Below are 22,951 nucleotides of genomic sequence, written 5' to 3'. Positions count from 1 at the left end.
CCCTGTTCGGGCGCTCCTCAGGATGAGGGCTGGGATCGGGCGGACCCTCCGACGATCCCGGCCATGCCACCGGAGCCTTCGCGGATGACCGCAGCAACCGACATGACGAGCATTCCCGGCGCGACGCCGATCGTGCGGAAGACGCCGAAGGCGACCTTCGATGCCATCTTCCGCAATGCCAGCTTCGGTGCGGCGCTGCTGGTGCTGGTGCTGCTCGCCGGCATCATGGTCTCGATGGTCATCGGCGGTTGGCCGGCCTTCCGCGAATTCGGTCTCGGTTTCATCACCTCCAGCGTCTGGGATACCCAGAACGAACAATACGGCGCCTGGCCGGCGATCGTCGGCACGCTCTCGACGGCGCTGATCGCGCTGGTGATCGGCGTGCCGCTCTCGCTGGGCATCGCGGTCTACCTGACCCAGCTCGCCCCGGCCTGGTTCAAGAAGCCGGTCGCGACCGCGATCGAGCTGCTCGCGGCCGTGCCCTCGATCATCTACGGCATGTGGGGCCTGTTCGTCTTCGTGCCGCTCTTCGCGGCTTATGTGCAGATCCCGCTCTCGAACATCGTCGAGGGCCTTCCGATCGTCGGCACCGTGCTCTACTCGCGCTCGCCTTCGGGACTGGGCATCTTCACGGCGGGCATCATCCTCGCCTTCATGATCATCCCCTTCATCGCCTCGATCACCCGCGACATGCTGGAGCAGATCCCCTCTGTGCTGCGCGAGAGCGCCTATGGCATCGGGGCGACCACCTGGGAGGTCGTGCGCCATGTGCTGGTGCCGCAGGCCGGCGTCTCGATCATCGGCGCGGTCATGCTCGGCCTCGGCCGCGCGCTCGGCGAGACCATGGCGGTGACCTTCGTCGTCGGTAACGCCAACCGGCTTTCGGCCTCGATGTTCGACCCGGGTTCCACCATCGCCTCGCGCATCGCCAACGAGTTCAACGAGGCGCTGGGGCTGCAGCTCAACGCGCTGATCGCGCTGGGCTGCATCCTGTTCTTCGTCACCTTCGTCGTCCTCGTCATCGCGCGGCTGCTGGTCGCCCGCGTCAAGCGCTACTGAGGCCCCCCATGACCATGACGACCACGCCTCGCGAACTGCCGCATCAGCCCTGGGGCCGCGTGCGCCAGTCCCGTCGCACCGCCGACCGGCTGATGAAGATCATCGCCACCGGCTTCACCTTCATCGCCATCTTCGTGCTGTTCTGGATCCTCGGCATGCTCGTGGTGAAGGGCATCGGCGGGCTTTCGCTCGCCACGTTCACCGCGGTCACGCCCGGCCCCGGCACGGAAGGCGGCGGCCTCGCCAATGCCATCGTCGGCTCCTTCGTGCTGACCTTCCTCGGCATCGCCATCGCCACGCCGATCGGCGTGCTCGCCGGGACCTGGCTCGCGGAATACGGCCGCGGCTCGCAGCTCGCCAACCTGATCCGCTTCATCAATGACATCCTGCTCTCGGCGCCGTCGATCCTGATCGGCCTGTTCGTCTACGTCATCCTGGTCGAGCCGTTCCGCGGCTATTCCGGCTGGGCCGGCGGCGTCGCGCTCGGCATCATCGCGATCCCAGTGATCGTGCGCACCACCGAGGACATGCTGAACCTCGTGCCCGGCCCCTTGCGCGAGGCTGGCGCCGCGCTCGGCGCGCCGCCTTCCGTCGTGATCACCTCGGTGACCTGGCGCGCGGCCAAGGCCGGCATGGTCACCGGCATCCTGCTGGCGCTCGCCCGCATCGCCGGCGAGACGGCGCCGCTGCTCTTCACCGCGCTCAACAACAATTTCTGGTTCTCGCCCTCGCTCGTGGGCGGCGTCTCCAACCTGCCTGTGACGATCTACCAGTTCGCCTCCGCCCCTTACGAGAACTGGCAGCAGCTCGCCTGGGCCGGTTCGCTCATCATCACCGTCTCGATCCTCGTGCTCTCGCTCGTTGCCCGGCGCATCGTCGCCAGCAGCAAGTAGAGCTTGAAACCAACCCGATCGCGACCGACCTTGAGGACTTAATGTCGATGCTTTCGACCCTTGAACTCTCCCCCCAGTCGCTCGATGCCGAGGCGCCCGTCCGGATCGCGGTGAAGAACCTCGATTTCTACTACGGCGAGCACAAGGCGCTGAAGAACATCAATCTCGACTTCCGTGATCGTCACGTCACGGCGCTGATCGGCCCGTCCGGCTGCGGCAAGTCGACCCTGCTGCGCATCTTCAACCGGATCTACTCGCTCTATCCGGAGCAGCGCGCGGAAGGGCAGATCATGCTCGACGGCCGCAACATCATCTCGAACGACGTCGATGTGAACGAATTGCGCTCGCGCGTCGGCATGGTCTTCCAGAAGCCGACGCCGTTCCCGATGTCGATCTACGACAACGTCGCCTTCGGCATCCGCCTCTACGAGAAGCCGCCGAAATCCGAGCTCGACGACCGTGTCGAGGGCGCGCTGCGCCGCGCCGCGCTTTGGGACGAGGTCAAGGACAAGCTGAAGAGCTCCGGCATGGGCCTCTCCGGCGGCCAGCAGCAGCGCCTCTGCATCGCGCGCACCATCGCGCAGAAGCCGGAAGTGATCCTGTTCGACGAGCCGACCTCGGCGCTCGACCCGATCTCGACCGGCAAGATCGAGGACCTGCTGGAGCAGCTCAAGAGCGATTTCACCATCGCCATCGTCACGCACAACATGCAGCAGGCGGCGCGCATCTCGCAGTACACGGCGTTCATGTATCTCGGCGAGGTCATCGAGTTCGCGCCGACCAACACGATCTTCATGAACCCGGCCAAGAAGCAGACCCAGGACTACGTCACCGGCCGTTTCGGCTAAGCGGCATTTTTGTTTCGCATCGGCTTGCCCGAAAACCGGTTTCCACTTTTCGGGCCGATGCGCCTGAGGAACACGCAATGACCGACCACATCGTCCGCTCCTACGACACCGATCTCGAAGGCATCCGCCGCAGCCTCGCCGAAATGGGCGGCATGGCCGAGCGCATGCTGGGCGACTCGACCGTCGCGCTCGTTCGCCGCGACACCGCGCTCGCCCAGAAGATCATCTCGGCCGACCAGCGCCTCGACAATCTCCAGCGCGAGGTCGAGGAAAAGGCCGTGCTCACCATCGCCCGGCGCCAGCCCCTGGCGCAGGACCTGCGCGAGCTGATCTCGGCGATCCGCCTTGCCTCCGACATCGAGCGCGTCGGCGACCTCGCCAAGAACATCGCCAAGCGCGCCGTCGCCATTGCCGGCCAGTTCCAGCCGCCGCATCGCGCGGTCGTCGGCCTCGAGCATATCAGCCGCCTCGTGCAGGCCCAGCTCAAGGACGTGCTCGACGCCTATGCCGCGACCAACGAGCAGAAGGCGCTCGAGGTCTGGAAGCGTGACGACGAGATCGACGCGCTTTACACCTCGCTGTTCCGCGAACTCCTGACCTATATGATGGAGGATCCGCGCAACATCACCTTCTGCACGCATCTGCTGTTCTGCGCCAAGAATATCGAGCGCATCGGCGACCACACCACCAATATCGCCGAGACGATCCATTACCTCGTCACTGGCGATTCCCTCGACGTGAACCGGCCGAAGCTCGACACGACCAATATCGAGGTCGAAGCGGTGACGGGAAGCTGAGGTCAAAGCCATCATGGCCGCACGTATCCTGATCGTCGAGGACGAGGAGCCGCTCACCCTGCTGCTGCGCTACAACCTCGAAGCCGAGGGCTTCGAGGTCGACAGCGTCGCGCGCGGGGATGACGCCGAGCTGCATCTGCGCGATTCCACGCCCGATCTGGTCCTGCTCGACTGGATGCTGCCGGGCCTCTCCGGCATCGAGCTCTGCCGGCGCCTGCGCTCGCGCCGCGACACCGAGCGCGTGCCGATCATCATGCTGACGGCGCGCGGCGAGGAGACCGAGCGCGTGCGCGGGCTTGCGACCGGCGCCGACGACTATGTCGTGAAGCCGTTCTCGCTGCCGGAGCTGATCGCCCGCATCCAGGCGCTTCTTCGCAGAGCGAAGCCTGGCCATGTCGCAGGGTTGCTCGCGGCCGGCGATCTCGAACTCGACCGCACGACGCGCCGCGTCCGGCGCGCCGGGAGCGAACTGCATCTCGGCCCGACCGAGTTCCGCCTGCTCGAGTTCCTGATGCAGGCGCCGGGCCGGGTCTATTCACGCGCCCAGCTCCTCGACGCCGTCTGGGGCCGCGACGTCTATATCGACGAGCGCACGGTCGACGTCCATGTTGGGCGGCTGCGCAAGGCGATCACGCCGGGCGACGCCAAGGACCCGCTGCGCACCGTGCGCGGAGCCGGCTACGCCTTCGACGAGACCTTCGCGCGCAGCGGAGCCGCGTAAGCCTCAGGCGTTCGGGCCGCCCTCGATATCGCCGGCCCAGGTCAGGGCCTTGTCATAGTCCTCGGGCTTGAAGGCGCGGACCTTGACGAAGGGGATCGCCGGGTCGAGCAGATCGACGAAGCCGGCGAGCCAGCCCTTGTCGGTGATCAGGGCTTCCTTGGGGAAGCGCCTGAGCTCCCAGAGCTTGCCGAGGCTGTAGCGCGCGTCCTTCCAGGCCGCGGCCAGCGTCATGTCGGTGAAATCGGTCATGTCGGCGAGGATGCCGAGCTTCTCGTGACGTTCGAGCCGGGCGTCGATATCGGCCATGATGGCGTCGAGATCGTCAGCCGTGAGCGTCTGCGACAGCCGATAGGCTGCGACATGGTCCGGGGCGGGCAGAATGGTGAGCATGGCTCCTCCTCCTCGGGGGACAACGCGCAGGCGAGGGGGAGGTTTCGCCGGGGCCGGTCAGACGTAAGGGGGCGGCGCGCGCGTCGCTGCGTCGAAGCTCTCGGCCTCGGCCCGCAGCCAGGCGATGAAGGCATCCAGCCCCGGCCGCGGCGGCTGGTCGAGCGGTCGCGTCAGCCAGCAGCCGATGGCGCTGGTGAAGCCGAGCCCCAGCGGATTGACGAGCGCGCCGGAGGCAAGCTCGTCGGCGACGTAGCAGCGTGGCGCCAGCGCGAGGCCGAGACCGGCGACGGCGGCGCTGGTGATCACGGAATAATAGCCGTAGCGCACGGTGTGCTCCGGCACTGCGCCGCGCAGGTCATGCGCTTCGGTGAACTCGGCCCAGAAGGTCGGCATCTGATAGTGCTGCAGCAGGGTCATCTTCTGGATATCGGCAGCGCGGCGGAAACCGCCCATCCGCTCGATCAGGCTGGGTGCCGCGACGAGCGCGACATCGCGGCCGAAGAGGAAATGCGCCTCCTTGCCGGGCCAGGGCGGGACGCCATGGGCGATCTCGATATCCGGTTCCTCCGTCTCGCTCTCGCTGACGTAATTGGTGAACTGCACGTCGACGCCGGGATGGGCCTCGGCGAAGGCCGGAAAGCGCGCCATCAGCCAGCGCTCGCCGGCGATCGCGACCATGTGCAGGCGGATCGGCCGGGCGATGGCGTTGCGCTCGGCGAGACGCCGTGCGCCGCGCTCCATCTGCTCCAGCGCGGCTTCCGCATAGGGCAGGTAGATCGCGCCGGCTTCGGTGAGCTTGAGGCCGAGCGGGCTGCGGTCGAACAGCACCGTGCCGAGATGATGCTCCAGCGAGAGGATCTGCTTGGACACCGCGCTCTGGGTCAGGTTGACCGCGAGAGCGGCGCGGGCCGTCGAGCCCAGCCTTGCGACGGTCGCGAACGCCCTCAGCGCCGCGGCTGACGGGGGTGGCCGGCTGGCCGCCATGGGGTATTCCTTTTTGGACTATCTCGGCGGAGATCGTTTCGTTTGCCGGCCTCTCGGTCAAGAGGCCATTCTTCCCTGACGGGAGGAACGAGATCATGAACCAGACGACCCGACTCTGGGGCGGGCGCTTCCGCAAGCCGCCGGACCCGCGGCTGATGAAGCTGTCGAGCGCCGCCGGCGAGCACGCAAGGCTGGTGCCGCAGGATGTCGCGGGCGGCAAGGCGCATGCGGCCGAACTCGGTCGCGCCGGCCTGCTGAGCGCGCAGGAGCTCGAGACCATCCTGACCGCGCTCGACGGGATCGCCCGCGACACGGTCGAGGGGCGGATCGCGCCCGGTCCCGATGACGAGGACGTCCACACCTTCATCGAACGTATCCTGACCGAGCGCGTCGGCTCGACCGGCGCCAAGCTCCGCGCCGGACGCTCGCGCAACGACCAGGCGGCGAACAACCTCAAGCTCTACCTGCGGAGCAAGTCACGCTCGCTCGCCGGCATGCTGGCGGAGTTGCTGGCTGCGATCGCCGATCAGGCGGAGGAGCATGCGGCGTCGGTCTGCCCCGGCTTCACCCATCTCCAGAGCGCCCAGCCGGTCACCTTCGGCCATTGGCTGATGGCGCATGGCCAGGTGCTGATGCGCGATGCCTCGCGCCTGACCGACTGGGAAAAGCGCTCCGGCCAGTCCCCGCTTGGGGCGGCAGCGCTCGCCGGTTCGGCGATTACGCTCAATCCGGAGCTCAGTGCCAAGGCACTCGGCTATGACGGGCCATTCGAGAATTCGGTCGATGCGGTCGGCGCGCGCGACCATGTCGCGGAGTTCCTGTTCGTCGCGGCGATGCTGGCGACGAACCTGTCGCGCCTCGCCGAAGAGGTGACGCTGTGGACCTCCCGGCAATTCGCCTGGGTGACGCTGGACGATGCCTTCGCGACCGGCTCGTCGATCATGCCGCAGAAGAAGAACCCGGATATCGCCGAGATCTCGCGCGGTCGGGCGTCACGGCTGACCGGCGACCTCGTCACCATGCTCGGCGCGCTGAAGGGTTTGCCGCTGTCCTATAATCGCGACCTCGCGGAGGACAAGCGCACGGGCTTCGACGCCGTCGACGTGCTTGAAGAGGTTCTGCCGGCCTTCGCCGGGCTGATCGCCAGCATGAGCGCCGATGTCGCGACGATGCGGGCTCAGGCCGGCTCCGGCTTCGCGCTGGCGACAGAAGTGGCCGATCATCTCGCCCGCAACGGCGTGCCCTTCGCCGAGGCGCATGAGATCACCGGCGCGCTGGTGCGCTATTGCGAGGAGATGGGCCGCGAACTTGAATCGCTCGACGCCGTCGATCTTCGCGCCGTCGATCCGCGGCTCGATGCCGGCGTTCTCGACCATTTGACGCTCGACGCCGCGGTCGCGGCGCGCAGCGGCCATGGCGGCACGGCGCCCGAGCGGGTGCGCGAGCAGATCGCGCGCTTCCGTGGCAAGCTCGCCAGCCTGGAAGCCTGGAGCCGGGAGAGCAGGCGATGAGCGACGCAACCTCGCCGATCAGCAGCCGCGACCTCGCTGCGATTGCCCGTCTCAGGATCGTGCCGCGGCGCTTCTACGGCCGCTGGGTCGCGTCAGTGATCATCCTCGCGATCCTCGCCTGGGTGGTGATGGCCTTCGTCGAGGGCGACATCGCCTGGCCTGTGGTGCGGCAGTTCTTCACCGCACCGGCGATCATCGCCGGTCTCGGCAACACGCTGATCATGACCGTCTGCGCGATGACGCTGGGCATCGTGCTCGGCGTGATCTTCGCGATCATGTACATGTCGCCGAATCCGGTGCTGCGCAGCGCGGCGCTGTTCTATATCTGGTTCTTCCGCGGCACGCCGCTGCTGCTGCAGCTCCTGATCTGGTTCAACCTGGCGCTGGTCTTCCCGACCATCGGCATCCCCGGCCTGTTCTCCTGGCGCACGATCGACATCATCGGGCCATTCATGGCGACGCTGCTCGGGCTTGGCATGAACCAGGGCGCCTATACCGCCGAAGTCGTGCGCGGCGGCATCCTCTCTGTCGATACCGGGCAGACCGAGGCCGCCAAGGCGATCGGCATGACCCGGCTGACGACCTTGCGCCGGATCGTGCTGCCGCAGGCGATGCGCGTCATCATCCCGCCGGTCGGCAACGAGGTGATCAGCATGGTCAAGCTGACCTCGGTCGCGAGCGTGATCCAGTATGCCGAGATCCTGCGCAACGCGCAGACGATCTACTACGCCAATGCGCGGGTCATCGAGTTGCTGATCGTCGCGGCCGGCTGGTACCTGCTCGTGGTGACGATCCTGCAGATCGGACAGTATTTCCTCGAACGCCACTTTTCGAAGGGGCGGGGAGGGCGGCGCACCAAGCGCGCCGCGGTGCAGGAGGAAACGGCATGAGCACGGCGGAGAACCCGGCGAAGGCCGATAGCGCGATCGTCACGATCGCCAATGTCAGCAAGATCTTCGGCGAGCTGAAGGCGCTGAACAACGTCTCGCTCTCGATCGAGCCCGGCACGGTGCAATGCATCATCGGGCCGTCCGGCTCGGGCAAGTCGACGCTGCTGCGCTGCATCAACCAGCTCGAGAAGATCGACAAGGGCGCCATCCGCGTCGATGGCGAGCTGATCGGCTATCGCCGCGTCGGCGACGAACTGCACGAGCTGACCGATGTCGAGATCGCGCGTCAGCGCCTCGTCACCGGCATGGTGTTCCAGCGCTTCAACCTGTTCAACCACATGACGGCGCTGCAGAACATCATCGAGGGGCCGCTCACCGTGCTGAAGCAGCCGCGCAAGCAGATCGTCGCGGAGGCGACGGCGCTGCTGGAGCGCGTCGGCCTCGCCGACAAGCGCGACGCCTATCCGAGCGAGCTCTCGGGCGGGCAGCAGCAGCGCGTCGCCATCGCCCGGGCGCTGGCGATGAAGCCGAAGCTGATGCTGTTCGACGAGCCGACCTCGGCGCTCGATCCCGAGCTTGTCGGCGAGGTGCTGAACGTGATGCGCGATCTCGCGGCATCCGGCATGACCATGATCGTCGTCACGCATGAACTCGGCTTCGCCCGCGAAGTGGCTGGCGACGTCGTCTTCATGGACAAGGGCGAGATCGTCGAGCAGGGGCCGCCGCAGACCGTGCTCGTCGCGCCCAGCCAGGCGCGCACGCGCGACTTCATCGCCGCCGTCCTGAAGTGACGGCGGCTGAACCAGTTCACTAGAGGGAGAGACCACATGCTTCGTTTGACCATCGCTGCCGCGCTGCTCGCCGGCACCGCGCTTGCCGCGCAGGCCCAGGCCCTGCCGGACCGCATCAAGACCGCCGGCAAAATCGTGATCGCGACCCAGCCGAACTATCCGCCGATCGCCTTCAAGGATGTCGCGACCAACCAGCTCTCGGGCTTCGACATCGAGCTGGGCGAAGCCATCGCCAAGGAACTCGGCGTCAAGGTCGAGTGGCAGGAGACCGCCTTCGCCCAGATGCTGCCTTCGCTGCAGACCGGCCGCGTCGACGCCGTCATGGCGGGGATGAGCGACCTGCCGGCGCGGCGCGAGACCGCCGACTTCATCGACTACATGGATTCCGGCGCGCAGTTCTACACGGTCACCGCCTTCAAGGACACGATCAAGACCCCCGAGGACCTGTGCGGCAAGAGCGTCGGCGCCAGCCGCGCGACCAACTGGCCGCGCCAGATCGGCGAGTGGAGCGAGGCGAACTGCGTTGCCAAGGGCAAGCCGGCGATCAACGTCGTCGGCACCGAGGGTTCGGTCGACGCGCGCACCCAGCTCAAGACGCAGCGCCTGCAGGGCGGCGTCCAGGGCAGCGAGACGATGAGCCATTTCCAGAAGCTCGAGCCGAACACCTATATCGCGCTCGGCAAGCCCTTCACCCATTCGCTGGCCGGCATCCCCTTCGCCAAGACGGCGGAAGGCACGCAGCTGCGCGACGCGGTCAAGGGCGCCCTCGACCGGCTGCAGGCGAACGGCACCTATGACAAGCTGATCGAGAAATACGGTCTCGCCAACAATGCGGTGAAGCCGGTCTCGATCAACCAGGGCAAGTAAGCCCTGCTTCCCGCTCCTCGTCATTGCGAGGAGCGTAGCGACGAAGCAATCGAGGGGCCGCCGGCCTGAACGGGTCGAGCCGGTCCCCTGGATTGCTTCGCTTCGCTCGCAATGACGATGTGTTCCCGGCGCGCGAGGTTCGCTCCGTGGGCTTGCGATGACGGCAGGGCTGCCGTAACCCGGTCAGGTCTTTTCCGGATCGCCAGCGCCCGCCGTCATGTCAGCCTCGATCACCGACCGTTATGCCGCCCTGGTCGAGGCGGGCGCCATCGAGCGCGATCCCGCGCAGGTCGCGGTGGTCAAGAAGCTCGAGGCCTTGTCCGCGACGCTCGCCGCCCGCCGCCTTGCCCGCAAGGGCAGCGCGCTCGGCTGGCTCTTCGGCAAGAAGCCGGACACGGCGTCCGCACCGAAGGGGCTCTATGTCTGGGGCTCGGTCGGCCGCGGCAAGACCATGCTGATGGACATGTTCTTCGAGGCCGCGCCGGTGAAGCGCAAGCGCCGCGTGCATTTCCACGAGTTCCTGGCCGACGTCCACTGCCGCATCAACGCCTATCGCCAGAAGATCAAGAGCGGCGAGGTCAAGGAAGGCGATCCGATCGCGCCGGTCGCGGCGGATCTCGCTGACGAGGCCTATCTCCTCTGCTTCGACGAGTTCACTGTCACCGACATCGCCGATGCGATGATCCTCGGGCGGCTGTTCACCGCGCTGTTCGCGGCTGGCGTGGTGGTGGTCGCGACCTCCAATGTCGAGCCGTCGCGGCTTTACGAGGGCGGGCTCAACCGGGCGCTGTTCCTGCCCTTCATCGAATTGCTGCAGACCAGGGTCGAGGTGCTCAAGCTTGATGCGCGCACCGATTTCCGGCTGGAGAAGCTCGGCGGGGCGCCGGTCTATCATGTGCCCGCCGACGAGAAGGCGAAGGCTGCGCTCGATGCCGCCTTCAAGGCCTTGTCCGGTACGGCGCAGGGGCAGCGCACTGTTTTGAACGTGCAGGGGCATGACCTCGTCCTGCCGCAGGCCGCCGCCAGCGTGGCGCGGGCCGCCTTCGCCGATCTCTGCGCCCAGGCCTACGGCGCCTCGGATTACATCGCCCTGGCGCAGCGCTTCCACACGCTGGTGCTCGACGACGTGCCCGTCCTCGATTTCGACCGGCGCAACGAGGCCAAGCGCTTCATCATCCTGATCGACACGCTCTACGAGCATCATGTGAAGCTTGTCGCTTCGGCGGCGGCCGAGCCCCACGAGCTTTATCGCGCAAGCAAGGGGCGCGAGGCCTTCGAGTTCGACCGCACGGTCTCCCGCCTGATCGAGATGCGCTCCGAGGAATATCTCGCGATGCCGCATGGCCGGCCGGATTCGGCCGCGAGCGGCGATACGACAGGGCTGGTGGAGACCTGAGCCATGCCGCAGCGCGAACCGAGCGAGACCCGCATCCTCACGGTCGCCGGCGAGCATCTGCGCAAGTTCGGGCTGAAGCGCTTCACGGTCGTCGCCGTGGCGGAAGAGGCCGGCATGACCCATGCCAATGTCTACCGCTACTTCCCCTCCAAGGGCGCGCTGATCGACGCCGTCGTCGATGTCTGGCTGAAGGCGACCGAGCGCCGGCTCGCCGATGTCGCCGATGGTCCCGACCCGGCCGACGACAAGCTCGAACGCCTGATCCTGGCGCTGGCCAAGGCCAATCGCGATCTCCTGACCGAGGAGCCGCATCTCTTCGCGGCGCTGTCGCTGGCGGTCGCCAAACGGCATGCGATCAGCCGGCGCAACCGGACTCGCGTGCGTGCTCTGTTCGAGCGGGTGGTCGACGAGGGCATGGCGACCGGCGTGTTCGAGCCGCGCGATCGGGACAGGGCGATCGCCTTCGTCATCGACGCCACCAACCGCTTCATCCATCCGGCCTCGCTGGCGCTGGAAGCGGACGTGCCGCAGGCTTCCGTCGATACCCGGCTCTCGACCCTGATCCGTGTGATCCTGCGGGTGCTCGGCAGCGGGATCGTGTAAATAATCTGGTTACCAATTACAATATATGTAAATTGTAATTATCGATTTTCGTTCCTGATGGAACCGAGTGAATGCGAAGGGCTCTGCTAAGTCATTGAAAAATCGGGGGCGGCCTCGGGCGGCTTCGCGCGAGGTGCGTCATGCCCGAGAAAAGCCGCTTTTGCGGCGAGGGTTGCGGCAAAAGCCCGGTTTGGGCCAAAGGAACGCACGGTTTGGCCGGCTCCCACCGGGAGCTGACCTGTCGCAGCGCCAAGGCATTTTGAATGTCGAAGCCGGCAGCAGCCGGATCGATGGTCGCGCCAGAAACAAAAGGACTAGGCAATGGCCCGTAAGAAGATCGCCCTCATCGGCTCCGGCCAGATCGGTGGCACGCTCGCTCACCTCGCCGGCCTCAAGGAGCTGGGCGACGTCGTCCTGTTCGACATCGCCGAGGGCATTCCGCAGGGCAAGGGCCTGGACATCGCCGAGTCCGCTCCGGTCGACGGCTTCGACGCCGGCTACAAGGGCACGAACTCCTACGAGGACATCAAGGGCGCCGACGTGATCATCGTCACCGCCGGCGTGCCGCGCAAGCCCGGCATGAGCCGCGACGACCTGATCGGCATCAACCTCAAGGTGATGAAGTCGGTCGGCGAGGGCATCAAGCAGTACGCCCCGAAGGCCTTCGTGATCTGCATCACCAACCCGCTCGACGCGATGGTCTGGGCGCTGCAGAAGTTCTCGGGGCTCAAGCCCAACATGATCTGCGGCATGGCCGGCGTGCTCGATAGCGCCCGCTTCCGCCACTTCCTCGCCGAGGAGTTCCAGGTTTCGGTCAAGGACGTCTCGGCCTTCGTTCTCGGCGGCCATGGCGACGACATGGTGCCGCTGGTCCGCTACTCGGGCGTCGCCGGCATCCCGCTGCCGGACCTCGTCAAGATGAAGTGGACCACGCAGGAGAAGCTGGACGCCATCGTCGAGCGCACCCGCAAGGGCGGCGGCGAGATCGTCAACCTGCTCAAGACCGGCTCGGCCTTCTATGCCCCGGCGGCCTCGGCGATCGCGATGGCCGAGAGCTATCTCAAGGACCAGAAGCGCGTCCTGCCGGCGGCGGCTGCGCTGCGCGGCCAGTACGGCGTCAAGGACATGTTCGTCGGCGTTCCCGTCGTGATCGGCGCCAAGGGTGTCGAGCGCGTCGTCAAGATCCGCCTCAACGGCGCCGAGAAGGAGATGCTGGCGAAGTCGGTGGCTTCGGTCCAGAACCTGATCGACGCCTGCAAGACCGTCGATCCGTCACTCGCGTAAGTTAAGCGAGGGCGGCGGCGCGACAACGCGCGGCCGCCCTCTCGTCAATTTTCGGTCGCTGTCAGGGAAACCGAGCACATGAACATCCACGAATACCAGGGCAAAGCCATCCTCAAGGAATTCGGCGCGCCCGTTTCGGCCGGTTTCCCGGCTCTCACGGTGGCGGAGGCGGTCGAGGCCGCCAAGAAGCTGCCGGGGCCGCTTTACGTCGTGAAGTCGCAGATCCACGCCGGCGGGCGCGGCAAGGGCAAGTTCAAGGAACTCGACCCCGACGCGAAGGGCGGCGTTCGCCTTGCCAAGTCGGTCGCGGAAGTCGAGGCCCACGCCAAGGAGATGCTCGGCAACACGCTGGTCACGATCCAGACCGGCGAGACCGGCAAGCAGGTCAACCGCCTCTATATCGAGGACGGCTCGGACATCGAGAAGGAGTTCTACCTCTCGGCGCTGGTCGACCGCGAGACCTCGCGCATCGCCTTCGTCATCTCGACCGAGGGCGGCATGGACATCGAGGCCGTCGCCCATGACACGCCCGAGAAGATCGAGACCTTCTCGGTCGATCCTGCCACCGGCATCATGCCGCATCACGGCCGCTCCATGGCGCGCATTCTCGGCTTGCAGGGCGACCTCGCCAAGCAGGCCGGCACCGTGCTCGGCCAGATCTACGCAGCGTTCGTGGCCAAGGACATGGACATGCTGGAGATCAACCCGCTGATCGTGACCACCCAGGGCCAGCTCAAGTGCCTGGACGCCAAGGTCTCGTTCGACTCGAACGCGCTGTACCGTCACCCCGAGGTCGTCGCGCTGCGCGACACCACGGAGGAAGACGCCAAGGAGATCGAGGCGTCCAAGTACGACCTTGCCTATATCGCGCTCGACGGCACGATCGGCTGCATGGTCAACGGCGCCGGCCTTGCCATGGCGACGCTCGACATCATCCAGCTCTACGGCGAAAGCCCGGCGAACTTCCTCGACGTCGGCGGCGGCGCCAGCGAAGAGAAGGTGACGGCGGCGTTCAAGATCATCACCGCCGACCCGAAGGTGAAGGGCATTCTCGTCAACATCTTCGGCGGCATCATGAAGTGCGACGTCATCGCCCGCGGCGTGATCGCGGCGGTGAAGGCCGTCGGCCTCAAGGTTCCGCTGGTCGTTCGCCTCGAAGGCACGAATGTCGAGGAAGGCAAGCAGATCATCCGCGATTCCGGCCTCAACGTCATTCCCGCCGACGACCTCGACGACGCCGCGCAGAAGATCGTCGCCGCGGTCAAGAAGGCCTGAGGAGCAGACATGTCCATCCTGATCGACAAGAACACCAAGGTCATCACCCAGGGCTTCACCGGCAAGAACGGGACCTTCCACTCCGAGCAGGCGATCGCCTATGGCACGCAGATGGTCGGCGGCACCTCGCCGGGTAAGGGCGGCTCGCTCCATCTCGGCCTGCCCGTCTTCGACAGCGTGCACGAGGCCAAGGCCAAGACCGGCGCCACCGCGTCCGTCGTCTATGTGCCGCCCCCGGGCGCTGCGGACGCGATCTGCGAGGCGATCGACGCCGAGATCCCGCTGGTGATCTGCATCACCGAGGGCATCCCGGTGCTCGACATGGTCCGCGTCAAGCGTTCGCTGGTCGGCTCCAAGACCCGCCTGATCGGCCCGAACTGCCCTGGCGTCGTCACGGCGGGTGAGTCGAAGATCGGCATCATGCCGGCCAACATCTTCAAGCCGGGCTCGGTCGGCATCGTCTCGCGCTCGGGCACGCTGACCTATGAGGCGGTGTTCCAGACCACCCGCGAGGGCCTCGGCCAGACCACGGCCGTCGGCATCGGCGGCGACCCGGTCAAGGGCACCGAGTTCATCGACATGCTCGAGATGTTCCTGGCCGACGACAAGACCACCTCGATCGTCATGATCGGCGAGATCGGCGGCTCGGCCGAAGAGGACGCGGCGCAGTTCATCAAGGACGAGGCCAAGCGCGGCCGCAAGAAGCCGATGGTCGGCTTCATCGCCGGCCGCACGGCGCCTCCCGGCCGCCGCATGGGCCATGCCGGCGCGATCATCTCGGGCGGCAAGGGCGGCGCCGAGGACAAGATCGCGGCGATGGAAGCGGCCGGCATCCGGGTCTCGCCCTCGCCGGCGCGCCTTGGAAAGACCTTGGTGGAAGTGTTGAAGGGCTGAGGCGTTTTAGCGCGTCATGGCCGGCCTTGAGCTGGCCATGACGCGCCGCCAAATCCCGAGGGGTTGCACGGGTCAGGCCCGGGCATGACGACAGATTGAATGATGTCCGGGCAAGGGTTCGGACATGACTTAAGCGGCGAAGGAAGGCAGGAGCATCATGGCTCGCCAGGACATCAACGAGGCTCTCGCGCAGACCGGCTTCCTCTATGGCGGCAACGCTGCCTATATCGAGGACCTCTATGCCCGCTATGAGGCCGACCCCAAGTCGGTCGACGAGCAGTGGCAGGGCTTCTTCGGCGCGCTGAAGGACGACAAGGAAGCCGTCCTGCAGAACGCCAAGGGCGCCTCCTGGAAGAAGCCGAACTGGCCGGTCGTCGCCTCTGGCGAGCTGGTCTCGGCGCTGGACGGCAACTGGGCCGTCGTCGAGAAGGTGATCTCCGACAAGCTCGGCGCCAAGGCGAAAGCCGCCGGCACCGTGCTCTCCGCCGCCGATGTGCAGCAGGCGACGCGCGACTCGGTGCGTGCGATCATGCTGATCCGCGCCTACCGGATGCGCGGCCATTTCCATGCCAAGCTCGATCCGCTGGGCATCGAGAGCCGCACCGATCATGAGGAATTGTCGCCGGCCGCCTTCGGCTTCGGCGAGGCCGATCTCGACCGCAAGGTCTTCATCGACAACGTGCTCGGCATGGAGTTCGCCACCGTCCGCGAGATGGTCGCGGTGCTGCAGCGGACCTATTGCGGCACGGTCGGCATCGAGTTCATGCATATCTCCGACCCCGAGCAGAAGGCCTGGCTGCAGGAGCGCATCGAGGGGCCGGACAAGGAGATCGCCTTCACCCGCGAGGGCAAGCGCGCGATCGTCAACAAGCTCGTCGAGGCCGAGGGCTTCGAGAAGTTCCTCGATCTCAAGTTCACCGGCACCAAGCGCTTCGGCCTGGATGGCGGCGAGGCGCTGGTTCCGGCGCTGGAGCAGATCATCAAGCGCGGCGGCGCGCTCGGCGTGCGCGACATCGTCTTCGGCATGGCCCATCGCGGCCGCCTCAACGTGCTGACCCAGGTTCTGGGCAAGCCGCATCGCGCGCTGTTCCACGAGTTCAAGGGCGGTTCCTTCGCGCCTGACGACGTCGAGGGCTCGGGCGACGTGAAGTACCATCTCGGTGCGTCCGCCGATCGCGAGTTCGACGGCAACAACGTCCACGTCTCGCTGACCGCCAACCCGTCGCATCTGGAAATCGTCGACCCCGTCGTTCTCGGTAAGGTCCGCGCTAAGCAGGACCAGTTCGGCGATATCGTCGAGCGCTCGAAGGTGCTGCCGCTGCTGATTCATGGCGATGCGGCCTTCGCCGGCCAGGGCGTCGTGGCGGAATGCCTCGGCCTGTCCGGGCTGAAGGGCCACCGCACCGGCGGCTCGCTGCATTTCATCATCAACAACCAGATCGGCTTCACCACCTATCCGCGCTATTCGCGCTCCTCGCCCTATCCGTCCGACGTGGCGAAGATGGTCGAGGCCCCGGTCTTCCATGTGAACGGCGACGATCCGGAGGCGGTGGTCTTCGCCGCCAAGGTCGCGATCGAGTTCCGGCAGAAGTTCCACAAGCCGGTCGTGATCGACATGTTCTGCTATCGCCGCTTCGGCCATAACGAGGGCGACGAGCCGGGCTTCACCCAGCCGCTGATGTACCGCAAGATCCGCGGCCACAAGTCGACGCTGGAGCTCTATGGCGAGAAGCTCGCGGCCGAGGGCGTGATCGAGGCCGGCGAGCTCGACGCGATGCGTGCCGCCTGGAAGGCGAAGCTGGAGGTCGAGTTCGACGCCGGCCAGGCCTTCAAGCCGAACAAGGCCGACTGGCTCGACGGCCGCTGGGCTGGCATGAAGGCGATCCGCGCCGACGAGGACGATCCGCGCCGCGGCGCCACCGGCGTGCCGGCGGCGGTGCTGAAGGAGATCACCGAGAAGATCACGGCTGTCCCGGCTGGCTTCAACGTCCACAAGACGATCCAGCGCTTCCTCGACAACCGCAAGAAGGCTGTCGAGGCCGGCGAGGGCATCGACTGGGCGACGGCCGAATCGCTGGCCTTCGGCTCGCTGCTGCTCGACGGCAATCCGGTCCGCCTCTCCGGCCAGGATTGCGAGCGCGGCACCTTCTCGCAGCGCCATTCCGTGCTGATCGACCAGGAGACCGAGGCCCGCCACACCTCGCTGAACGACATCCGCGAGGGGCAGGCGCGCTACGAGGTCATCAACTCGATGCTCTCGGAAGAGGCCGTGCTCGGCTTCGAATACGGCTACACCCTGTCGGAGCCGAACGCCCTGACCTGCTGGGAAGCGCAGTTCGGCGATTTCGCCAACGGCGCGCAGGTCGTGTTCGACCAGTTCATCTCGTCGGGTGAGCGCAAGTGGCTGCGCATGTCGGGCCTCGTCTGCCTGCTGCCGCACGGCTATGAGGGCCAGGGGCCGGAGCACTCCTCCGCCCGCCTGGAGCGCTTCCTGCAGATGTGCGCGGAAGACAACATGCAGGTGGCGAACTGCTCGACGCCTGCGAGCTATTTCCACATCCTGCGCCGGCAGCTGAAGCGCGACTTCCGCAAGCCGCTGATCCTGATGACGCCGAAGTCGCTGCTGCGCCACAAGCGCTGCGTCTCCGACCTCAGCGAGCTGGCCGAGGGCTCGACCTTCCACCGCGTGCTGGCTGACGATGCCGAGCGCGGCAAGTCGACCACCAAGCTGGTCAAGGATTCGAAGATCCGCCGCGTCGTGCTCTGCTCGGGCAAGGTCTATTTCGACCTGCTGGAGGAACGCGAGAAGCGCGGCGTCGACGATGTCTACCTGATGCGCGTCGAGCAGCTCTATCCGTTCCCGCTGAAGACGCTGGCGCAGGAGCTGGCGCGCTTCAAGGGCGCCGATGTCGTCTGGTGCCAGGAGGAGCCGAAGAACATGGGCTCCTGGACCTTCGTCGAGCCCTATCTCGAATGGGTGCTGGGCCATGCCGGCTCGAAGTCGAAGCGTCCGCGCTATGTCGGCCGCCCGGCCTCTGCCGCGACCGCGACCGGCCTGATGTCCAAGCATCTCGCCCAGCTCAACGCCTTCCTCGACGAGGCCTTCGCGGCCTGACATCCTTCCCGGCGGCGCCTTGAGCGCGCTGCCGGATTCCATTGCTGCATTGGCGCCCTAGCCGGTGCCGAACCTGCCGCCAGAGAACGAGACAACAGAGGCCTGACATGGCGACCGAAATCCGCGTACCCACCCTCGGCGAATCCGTTTCCGAGGCCACCATCGGCAAGTGGTTCAAGAAGCCGGGCGAGGCGGTGAAGGCCGACGAGCCCCTGGTCGAGCTCGAGACCGACAAGGTGACGCTGGAAGTCAACGCGCCGGCCGCCGGCGTGCTCGGCGAGATCGTCGCCAAGGAAGGCGATACGGTCGGTGTCAGCGCGCTGCTCGGCACGATCGCCGAAGGCGGTGCGGCTGCCGCTGCCCCTAAGGCTGAGGCCAAGCCCGCTGCTGCCGCTCCGGCTCCTGCTGCCGAGGCTCCGAAGGCTGCCGCGACCAAGGCCGCCGATTCCGGCCCGGCCGTGTCGCGCCTCGCCGCCGAGAGCGGCGTCGACCCGTCCAAGGTCGCTGCCTCGGGCAAGGACGGTCGCGTGACCAAGGGCGACATGCTCGCCGCGATCGCGACCGGCGGCGCTGCTGCCCCGGCCGCGGCGCCCGCGCCGGTTGCCGTCCGCGCCCCGTCGGCGCCGGATGACGGCGCCCGCGAAGAGCGCGTCAAGATGACCAAGCTGCGCCAGACCATCGCGCGCCGCCTCAAGGAAGCCCAGTCCAACGCGGCGATGCTGACGACCTTCAACGAGGTCGACATGTCCGGCGTGATGGCGCTGCGCAACCAGTACAAGGATGTCTTCGAGAAGAAGCACGGCGTGAAGCTCGGCTTCATGGGCTTCTTCGTGAAGGCCTGCGTGCAGGCGCTGAAGGAGATCCCGGCGGTCAATGCCGAGATCGACGGCACCGACATCATCTACAAGAACTACTACCATATCGGCGTCGCGGTCGGCACCGAGAAGGGCCTGGTGGTTCCGGTCGTGCGCGATGCCGACGAGCTTTCCATCGCCGGCGTCGAGAAGAAGATCGGCGAGTTCGGCAAGAAGGCCCGCGACGGCAAGCTCTCGATCGAGGAGATGCAGGGCGGCACCTTCACGATCTCGAACGGTGGCGTCTACGGCTCGCTGATGTCGACCCCGATCCTGAACGCGCCGCAATCGGCAATCCTGGGCATGCACAAGATCCAGGAGCGCCCGGTCGTCGTCGGCGGCAAGATCGAGATCCGCCCGATGATGTATCTGGCGGTCAGCTACGACCATCGCATCATCGACGGCAAGGAAGCCGTGACCTTCCTCGTCCGCATCAAGGAAGGCCTGGAGGACCCGGCGCGCCTCGTCCTCGATCTCTGATCGCGCGGCGCGGGATATGTCGGGCGTTGCGATCGTCACCGGCGGCAGCCGGGGAATCGGCCGGGCGACCGCGACCCTGCTCGCGGAGCGCGGCTACGATCTCGTCGTCAACTATCAGGCGAATGCTGACGCCGCGGCTGAGACGGTCGCGGCCGTCAACGGCCAGGGCCGGCAAGCGGTCGCGGTCAAGGGCGATGTCGGCGACGAAGCCGATGTCGCCGCGATCTTCGCGGCGGCTGACCAGCTCGGTCGGTTGACCGCGCTGGTCAACAATGCCGGCGTCATCGATGCCCCGCAGCGTCTCGACGAGATGGATTTCGCCCGGCTGGAGCGGATGTTCCGGATCAACCTGACCGGCAGCTTCCTCTGCGCCCGCGAGGCGGTGAAGCGGATGTCGACCCGCCATGGCGGGCAGGGCGGTGGCATCGTCAACCTGTCCTCCGCCGCGGCGGTGCTGGCCGGTGCCGGGCAATATCTCGACTACGCCGCAGCAAAAGCCGGCATCGACATCTTCACGCTCGGCCTCGCTCGCGAGGTCGCGGCCGAGGGCATCCGGGTCAATGCCGTCCGGCCCGGGATCATCGATACGGATATCCATGCCAGCGGCGGCATGCCCGATCGCGTCGCGCTGCTGCGCGACCAGCTTCCGATGAAGCGCGAGGGCACGGCGCGCGAGGTGGCGCAGGCGATCGCCTGGCTGCTCTCGGATGAGGCCTCCTACACCAACGGAACCGTCTTGAACGTGACCGGCGGGCGCTGAAGCGCCGCCGCATTCGAACACAGGAAAGGAAGTCACCATGGCTGCGGCCTACGATCTCGTCGTCATCGGAACCGGCCCCGGCGGCTATGTCTGCGCCATCCGCGCCGCCCAGCTCGGCCTCAAGGTCGCGGTGGTCGAGAAGCGCAAGACCCATGGCGGCACCTGCCTGAATGTCGGCTGCATCCCCTCCAAGGCGCTGCTGCACGCTTCCGAGATGTTCGAGGAGGCCGGCCACACCTTCGAGAAGCTCGGTATCGTCGTCGGCAAGCCGAAGCTCGATCTCAAGGCGATGATGGCCCACAAGCAGGAGACGATCGATGCCAACGTCACCGGCGTCGGTTTCCTGCTGAAGAAGAACAAGATCGACGCCTTCCACGGCACGGCCTCGATCCCCGCCGCCGGCAAGGTCGTCGTGACCGCCGAGGATGGCAAGGCGCAGGAGATCGAGACCAAGAACATCGTCATCGCGACGGGTTCGGAATCGGCGCCGCTGCCGGGCGTGACCGTCGACGAGAAGACCGTCGTGACCTCAACCGGCGCGCTCGAGATCGGCTCCGTGCCGAAGGAGCTCGTCGTGGTCGGTGCCGGCGTGATCGGCCTCGAGATCGGTTCGGTCTGGAGCCGTCTCGGCGCCAAGGTCACCGTCATCGAATATCTCGACCGCATCCTGCCCGGCATGGATGGCGAGGTCGCCAAGCAGTTCCAGCGCATCCTGCAGAAGCAGGGCTTCACCTTCCAGCTCGGTTCCAAGGTCACCAAGGTCGAGACGGGCAAGAAGGGCGCGACCGTCACTGTCGAGCCTGCGGCTGGCGGCACGGCGACCACGCTCAATGCCGATATCGTGCTGGTCGCGATCGGCCGCCGTCCGAACACGGATGGCCTCGGCCTCGACAAGGCCGGCGTCGCCACCGAGAAGGGCCGCGTCGTCATCGACGATCATTTCAAGACCAATGTCGCGGGCATCTACGCGATCGGCGACGTGGTACGCGGGCCGATGCTGGCGCACAAGGCCGAGGACGAGGGCGTCGCCGTCGCCGAGATCATCGCCGGCAAGCACGGCCATGTGAACTACGACGCCATTCCCGGCATCGTCTATACCGCGCCGGAAGTCGCCGCGATCGGCAAGACCGAGGAAGAGCTGCAGGCGGCCGGTGTCGCCTACAAGGTCGGCAAGTTCCCGTTCACGGCCAATGGCCGCGCCCGCGCCATGCGCCACACCGACGGCTTCGTGAAGGTGCTGGCCGATGCGGCGACCGACCGCGTGCTCGGCTGCCACATCATCGGCCCGCATGCCGGTGACCTGATCGCGGAAGTGACCGTGCTGATGGAGTTCGGCGGTTCCTCGGAAGACCTCGCCCGCACCTGCCACGCCCATCCGACGCTGGCCGAGGCGGTGAAGGAAGCCGCGATGGCCGTGGAGAAGCGCCAGATCCATATGTGATCGGCCTTAGAAGAGCGCGCACTTGCGCGCTCTTCGCATGTGAGCCCTCATCCTGAGGAGCAAGTCGAAGGCTTGCGTCTCGAAGGATGCTCCAGAGCGTGCTGGACCATCCTTCGAGACGCCGCTTCGCGGCTCCTCAGGATGAGGGCTTGTTTCTTTTGGAAGCCCTTGGCTCAGCCGCGCCGCGCGTGAAACGCCGTCAGCGTGTTCTTGAGCAGGCAGGCGATGGTCATCGGGCCGACGCCGCCGGGCACCGGGGTGATCGCGCCCGCGACCTTCACGGCTTCCGCGAAATCGACGTCGCCGGTCAGCTTGCCGTCGGGCAGGCGGTTGATGCCGACATCGATCACGGTCGCACCGGGCTTGATCCAGTCGCCCTTGACCATGCGCGGACGGCCGACCGCGGCGATGACGATATCGGCGCGCTTGACCACGGAGGCCAGGTCGCGGGTGCGCGAATGACCGATGGTGACGGTGCAATCGGCCTGGAGCAGAAGCTGGGCGACCGGGCGACCGACCAGCTCGGAGCGGCCGATCACCACGGCGTCGAGTCCGGACAGCGATGGCAGGGCCTGCTTCAGCAAGAGCATGGAGCCGAGCGGCGTGCAGGGCACGAGCCCGTTCTTGCCGCCGGCGAGCAGGCCAGCATTGATCGGGTGCAGGCCGTCGACATCCTTGGCCGGGTCGATGGCGTCGATGATGCGGCCCGTATTGATGTGCTTCGGCAGCGGGAGCTGGACCAAGATGCCGTCGACGCTGTCGTCGGCGTTGAGCTCGGCGAGCTTGGCGAGAAGCTGCGCTTCGGTCGTCTCGGCCGGCAATCGATGGGCAACCGAGTTCATGCCGATCTCGACCGCGAGCCTTTCCTTCGAGGCGACATAGACCTTGCTTGCCGGGTCCTCACCGACCAGGACAACATGCAGCCCTGGCGTCAGTCCACGCGTAGCCTTGATGGCCGCGACCTCGCGGCCGATCTCGGCCCTGAGCGCGGCCGCCGTGGCCTTGCCGTCGATGATGCGGGCTTCGCCGGTCATGGTCCGACCTCGTGTTGGCTGATGACGCCGCCCTCATGCGCGATCCGGCCCGCATGAACAAGCC

The 22,951-nt window shown here is 66.6% G+C and carries 21 protein-coding genes; 18 read left to right on the top strand and 3 right to left on the bottom strand.

Annotated elements, in window-relative coordinates; genetic code table 11:
- Positions 1-84: 84 nt before the first annotated feature.
- The 5 genes from pstC to phoB all read left to right on the top strand — a co-directional run bounded on the left by pstC (position 85) and on the right by phoB (position 4,318).
- Positions 85-1,059 carry a phosphate ABC transporter permease subunit PstC gene (gene pstC, locus FHT98_RS06565; protein WP_061969987.1) on the top strand — a complete coding sequence of 325 codons (975 nt, stop codon included), beginning with the start codon at positions 85-87 and terminating at the stop codon, positions 1,057-1,059.
- Positions 1,060-1,067: 8 nt separating this feature from the next.
- Positions 1,068-1,952, top strand: a complete 885-nt coding sequence (pstA, locus tag FHT98_RS06560) for a phosphate ABC transporter permease PstA (RefSeq protein WP_142113197.1) — start codon at positions 1,068-1,070, stop codon at positions 1,950-1,952.
- Positions 1,953-1,993: 41 nt separating this feature from the next.
- Positions 1,994-2,800: a phosphate ABC transporter ATP-binding protein PstB gene (gene pstB / locus FHT98_RS06555; protein ID WP_113584893.1), complete on the top strand. Its 807-nt coding sequence runs from the start codon at positions 1,994-1,996 to the stop codon at positions 2,798-2,800.
- A 77-nt stretch (positions 2,801-2,877) separates the two neighbouring features.
- A complete protein-coding gene (gene phoU, locus FHT98_RS06550; RefSeq protein WP_061969983.1) occupies positions 2,878-3,597 on the top strand; it encodes a phosphate signaling complex protein PhoU in 720 nt (239 codons plus the stop codon).
- Positions 3,598-3,610: 13 nt separating this feature from the next.
- Positions 3,611-4,318, top strand: coding sequence for a phosphate regulon transcriptional regulator PhoB (gene phoB, locus FHT98_RS06545; protein ID WP_061969982.1), 708 nt, complete (start codon positions 3,611-3,613; stop codon positions 4,316-4,318).
- 3 nt (positions 4,319-4,321) lie between these two features.
- Here the strand turns inward: phoB and FHT98_RS06540 are convergent, their stop codons facing one another.
- Positions 4,322-4,708, bottom strand: a complete 387-nt coding sequence (locus tag FHT98_RS06540) for a SpoIIAA family protein (RefSeq protein ID WP_142113195.1) — start codon at positions 4,706-4,708, stop codon at positions 4,322-4,324.
- A gap of 57 nt (positions 4,709-4,765) precedes the next feature.
- On the bottom strand, positions 4,766-5,692 hold the full coding sequence (locus tag FHT98_RS06535; RefSeq protein ID WP_113584894.1) for a LysR family transcriptional regulator: 927 nt from the start codon (positions 5,690-5,692) through the stop codon (positions 4,766-4,768).
- 95 nt (positions 5,693-5,787) lie between these two features.
- On the opposite strand from FHT98_RS06535, the gene argH reads away from it, so the two are divergent.
- The 13 genes from argH to lpdA all read left to right on the top strand — a co-directional run bounded on the left by argH (position 5,788) and on the right by lpdA (position 21,853).
- Positions 5,788-7,203, top strand: coding sequence for an argininosuccinate lyase (gene argH / locus FHT98_RS06530; RefSeq protein ID WP_113584895.1), 1,416 nt, complete (start codon positions 5,788-5,790; stop codon positions 7,201-7,203).
- Positions 7,200-8,093, top strand: a complete 894-nt coding sequence (locus tag FHT98_RS06525) for an amino acid ABC transporter permease (protein ID WP_113584896.1) — start codon at positions 7,200-7,202, stop codon at positions 8,091-8,093. Before argH ends, FHT98_RS06525 begins: the two co-directional genes overlap by 4 nt.
- The gene (locus FHT98_RS06520; RefSeq protein ID WP_091856986.1) at positions 8,090-8,884 is read left to right on the top strand and encodes an amino acid ABC transporter ATP-binding protein; all 795 of its coding nucleotides are present in this window, start codon (positions 8,090-8,092) and stop codon (positions 8,882-8,884) included. Before FHT98_RS06525 ends, FHT98_RS06520 begins: the two co-directional genes overlap by 4 nt.
- Before the next feature lie 36 nt (positions 8,885-8,920).
- On the top strand, positions 8,921-9,751 hold the full coding sequence (locus tag FHT98_RS06515) for an ABC transporter substrate-binding protein (protein ID WP_091856987.1): 831 nt from the start codon (positions 8,921-8,923) through the stop codon (positions 9,749-9,751).
- A gap of 217 nt (positions 9,752-9,968) precedes the next feature.
- On the top strand, positions 9,969-11,147 hold the full coding sequence (gene zapE / locus FHT98_RS06510; protein WP_142113193.1) for a cell division protein ZapE: 1,179 nt from the start codon (positions 9,969-9,971) through the stop codon (positions 11,145-11,147).
- A 3-nt stretch (positions 11,148-11,150) separates the two neighbouring features.
- A complete protein-coding gene (locus FHT98_RS06505) occupies positions 11,151-11,750 on the top strand; it encodes a TetR/AcrR family transcriptional regulator (protein ID WP_061969969.1) in 600 nt (199 codons plus the stop codon).
- Between the two features lie 321 nt (positions 11,751-12,071).
- Entirely contained in the window at positions 12,072-13,034 is a 963-nt protein-coding gene (gene mdh, locus FHT98_RS06500; RefSeq protein WP_061969967.1) for a malate dehydrogenase, read from the top strand.
- A 78-nt stretch (positions 13,035-13,112) separates the two neighbouring features.
- Entirely contained in the window at positions 13,113-14,309 is a 1,197-nt protein-coding gene (sucC, locus tag FHT98_RS06495; RefSeq protein ID WP_113584898.1) for an ADP-forming succinate--CoA ligase subunit beta, read from the top strand.
- 9 nt (positions 14,310-14,318) lie between these two features.
- A complete protein-coding gene (sucD, locus tag FHT98_RS06490; RefSeq protein WP_091856990.1) occupies positions 14,319-15,203 on the top strand; it encodes a succinate--CoA ligase subunit alpha in 885 nt (294 codons plus the stop codon).
- Between the two features lie 157 nt (positions 15,204-15,360).
- On the top strand, positions 15,361-18,318 hold the full coding sequence (locus FHT98_RS06485) for a 2-oxoglutarate dehydrogenase E1 component (RefSeq protein ID WP_113584899.1): 2,958 nt from the start codon (positions 15,361-15,363) through the stop codon (positions 18,316-18,318).
- A 107-nt stretch (positions 18,319-18,425) separates the two neighbouring features.
- On the top strand, positions 18,426-19,652 hold the full coding sequence (odhB, locus tag FHT98_RS06480) for a 2-oxoglutarate dehydrogenase complex dihydrolipoyllysine-residue succinyltransferase (RefSeq protein WP_142113191.1): 1,227 nt from the start codon (positions 18,426-18,428) through the stop codon (positions 19,650-19,652).
- 16 nt (positions 19,653-19,668) lie between these two features.
- The gene (locus FHT98_RS06475) at positions 19,669-20,412 is read left to right on the top strand and encodes an SDR family oxidoreductase (protein WP_142113189.1); all 744 of its coding nucleotides are present in this window, start codon (positions 19,669-19,671) and stop codon (positions 20,410-20,412) included.
- Positions 20,413-20,449: 37 nt separating this feature from the next.
- A complete protein-coding gene (lpdA, locus tag FHT98_RS06470) occupies positions 20,450-21,853 on the top strand; it encodes a dihydrolipoyl dehydrogenase (protein ID WP_142113187.1) in 1,404 nt (467 codons plus the stop codon).
- Between the two features lie 173 nt (positions 21,854-22,026).
- Here the strand turns inward: lpdA and folD are convergent, their stop codons facing one another.
- Positions 22,027-22,887: a bifunctional methylenetetrahydrofolate dehydrogenase/methenyltetrahydrofolate cyclohydrolase FolD gene (gene folD / locus FHT98_RS06465; protein WP_142113184.1), complete on the bottom strand. Its 861-nt coding sequence runs from the start codon at positions 22,885-22,887 to the stop codon at positions 22,027-22,029.
- Between the last annotated feature and the right edge of the window lie 64 nt (positions 22,888-22,951).

The sequence above is a fragment of the Allobosea sp. AK1 genome (assembly GCF_006714945.1).
GTDB lineage: Bacteria > Pseudomonadota > Alphaproteobacteria > Rhizobiales > Beijerinckiaceae > Allobosea > Allobosea robiniae.
This window is presented reverse-complemented; position numbering and strand designations above follow the sequence as displayed.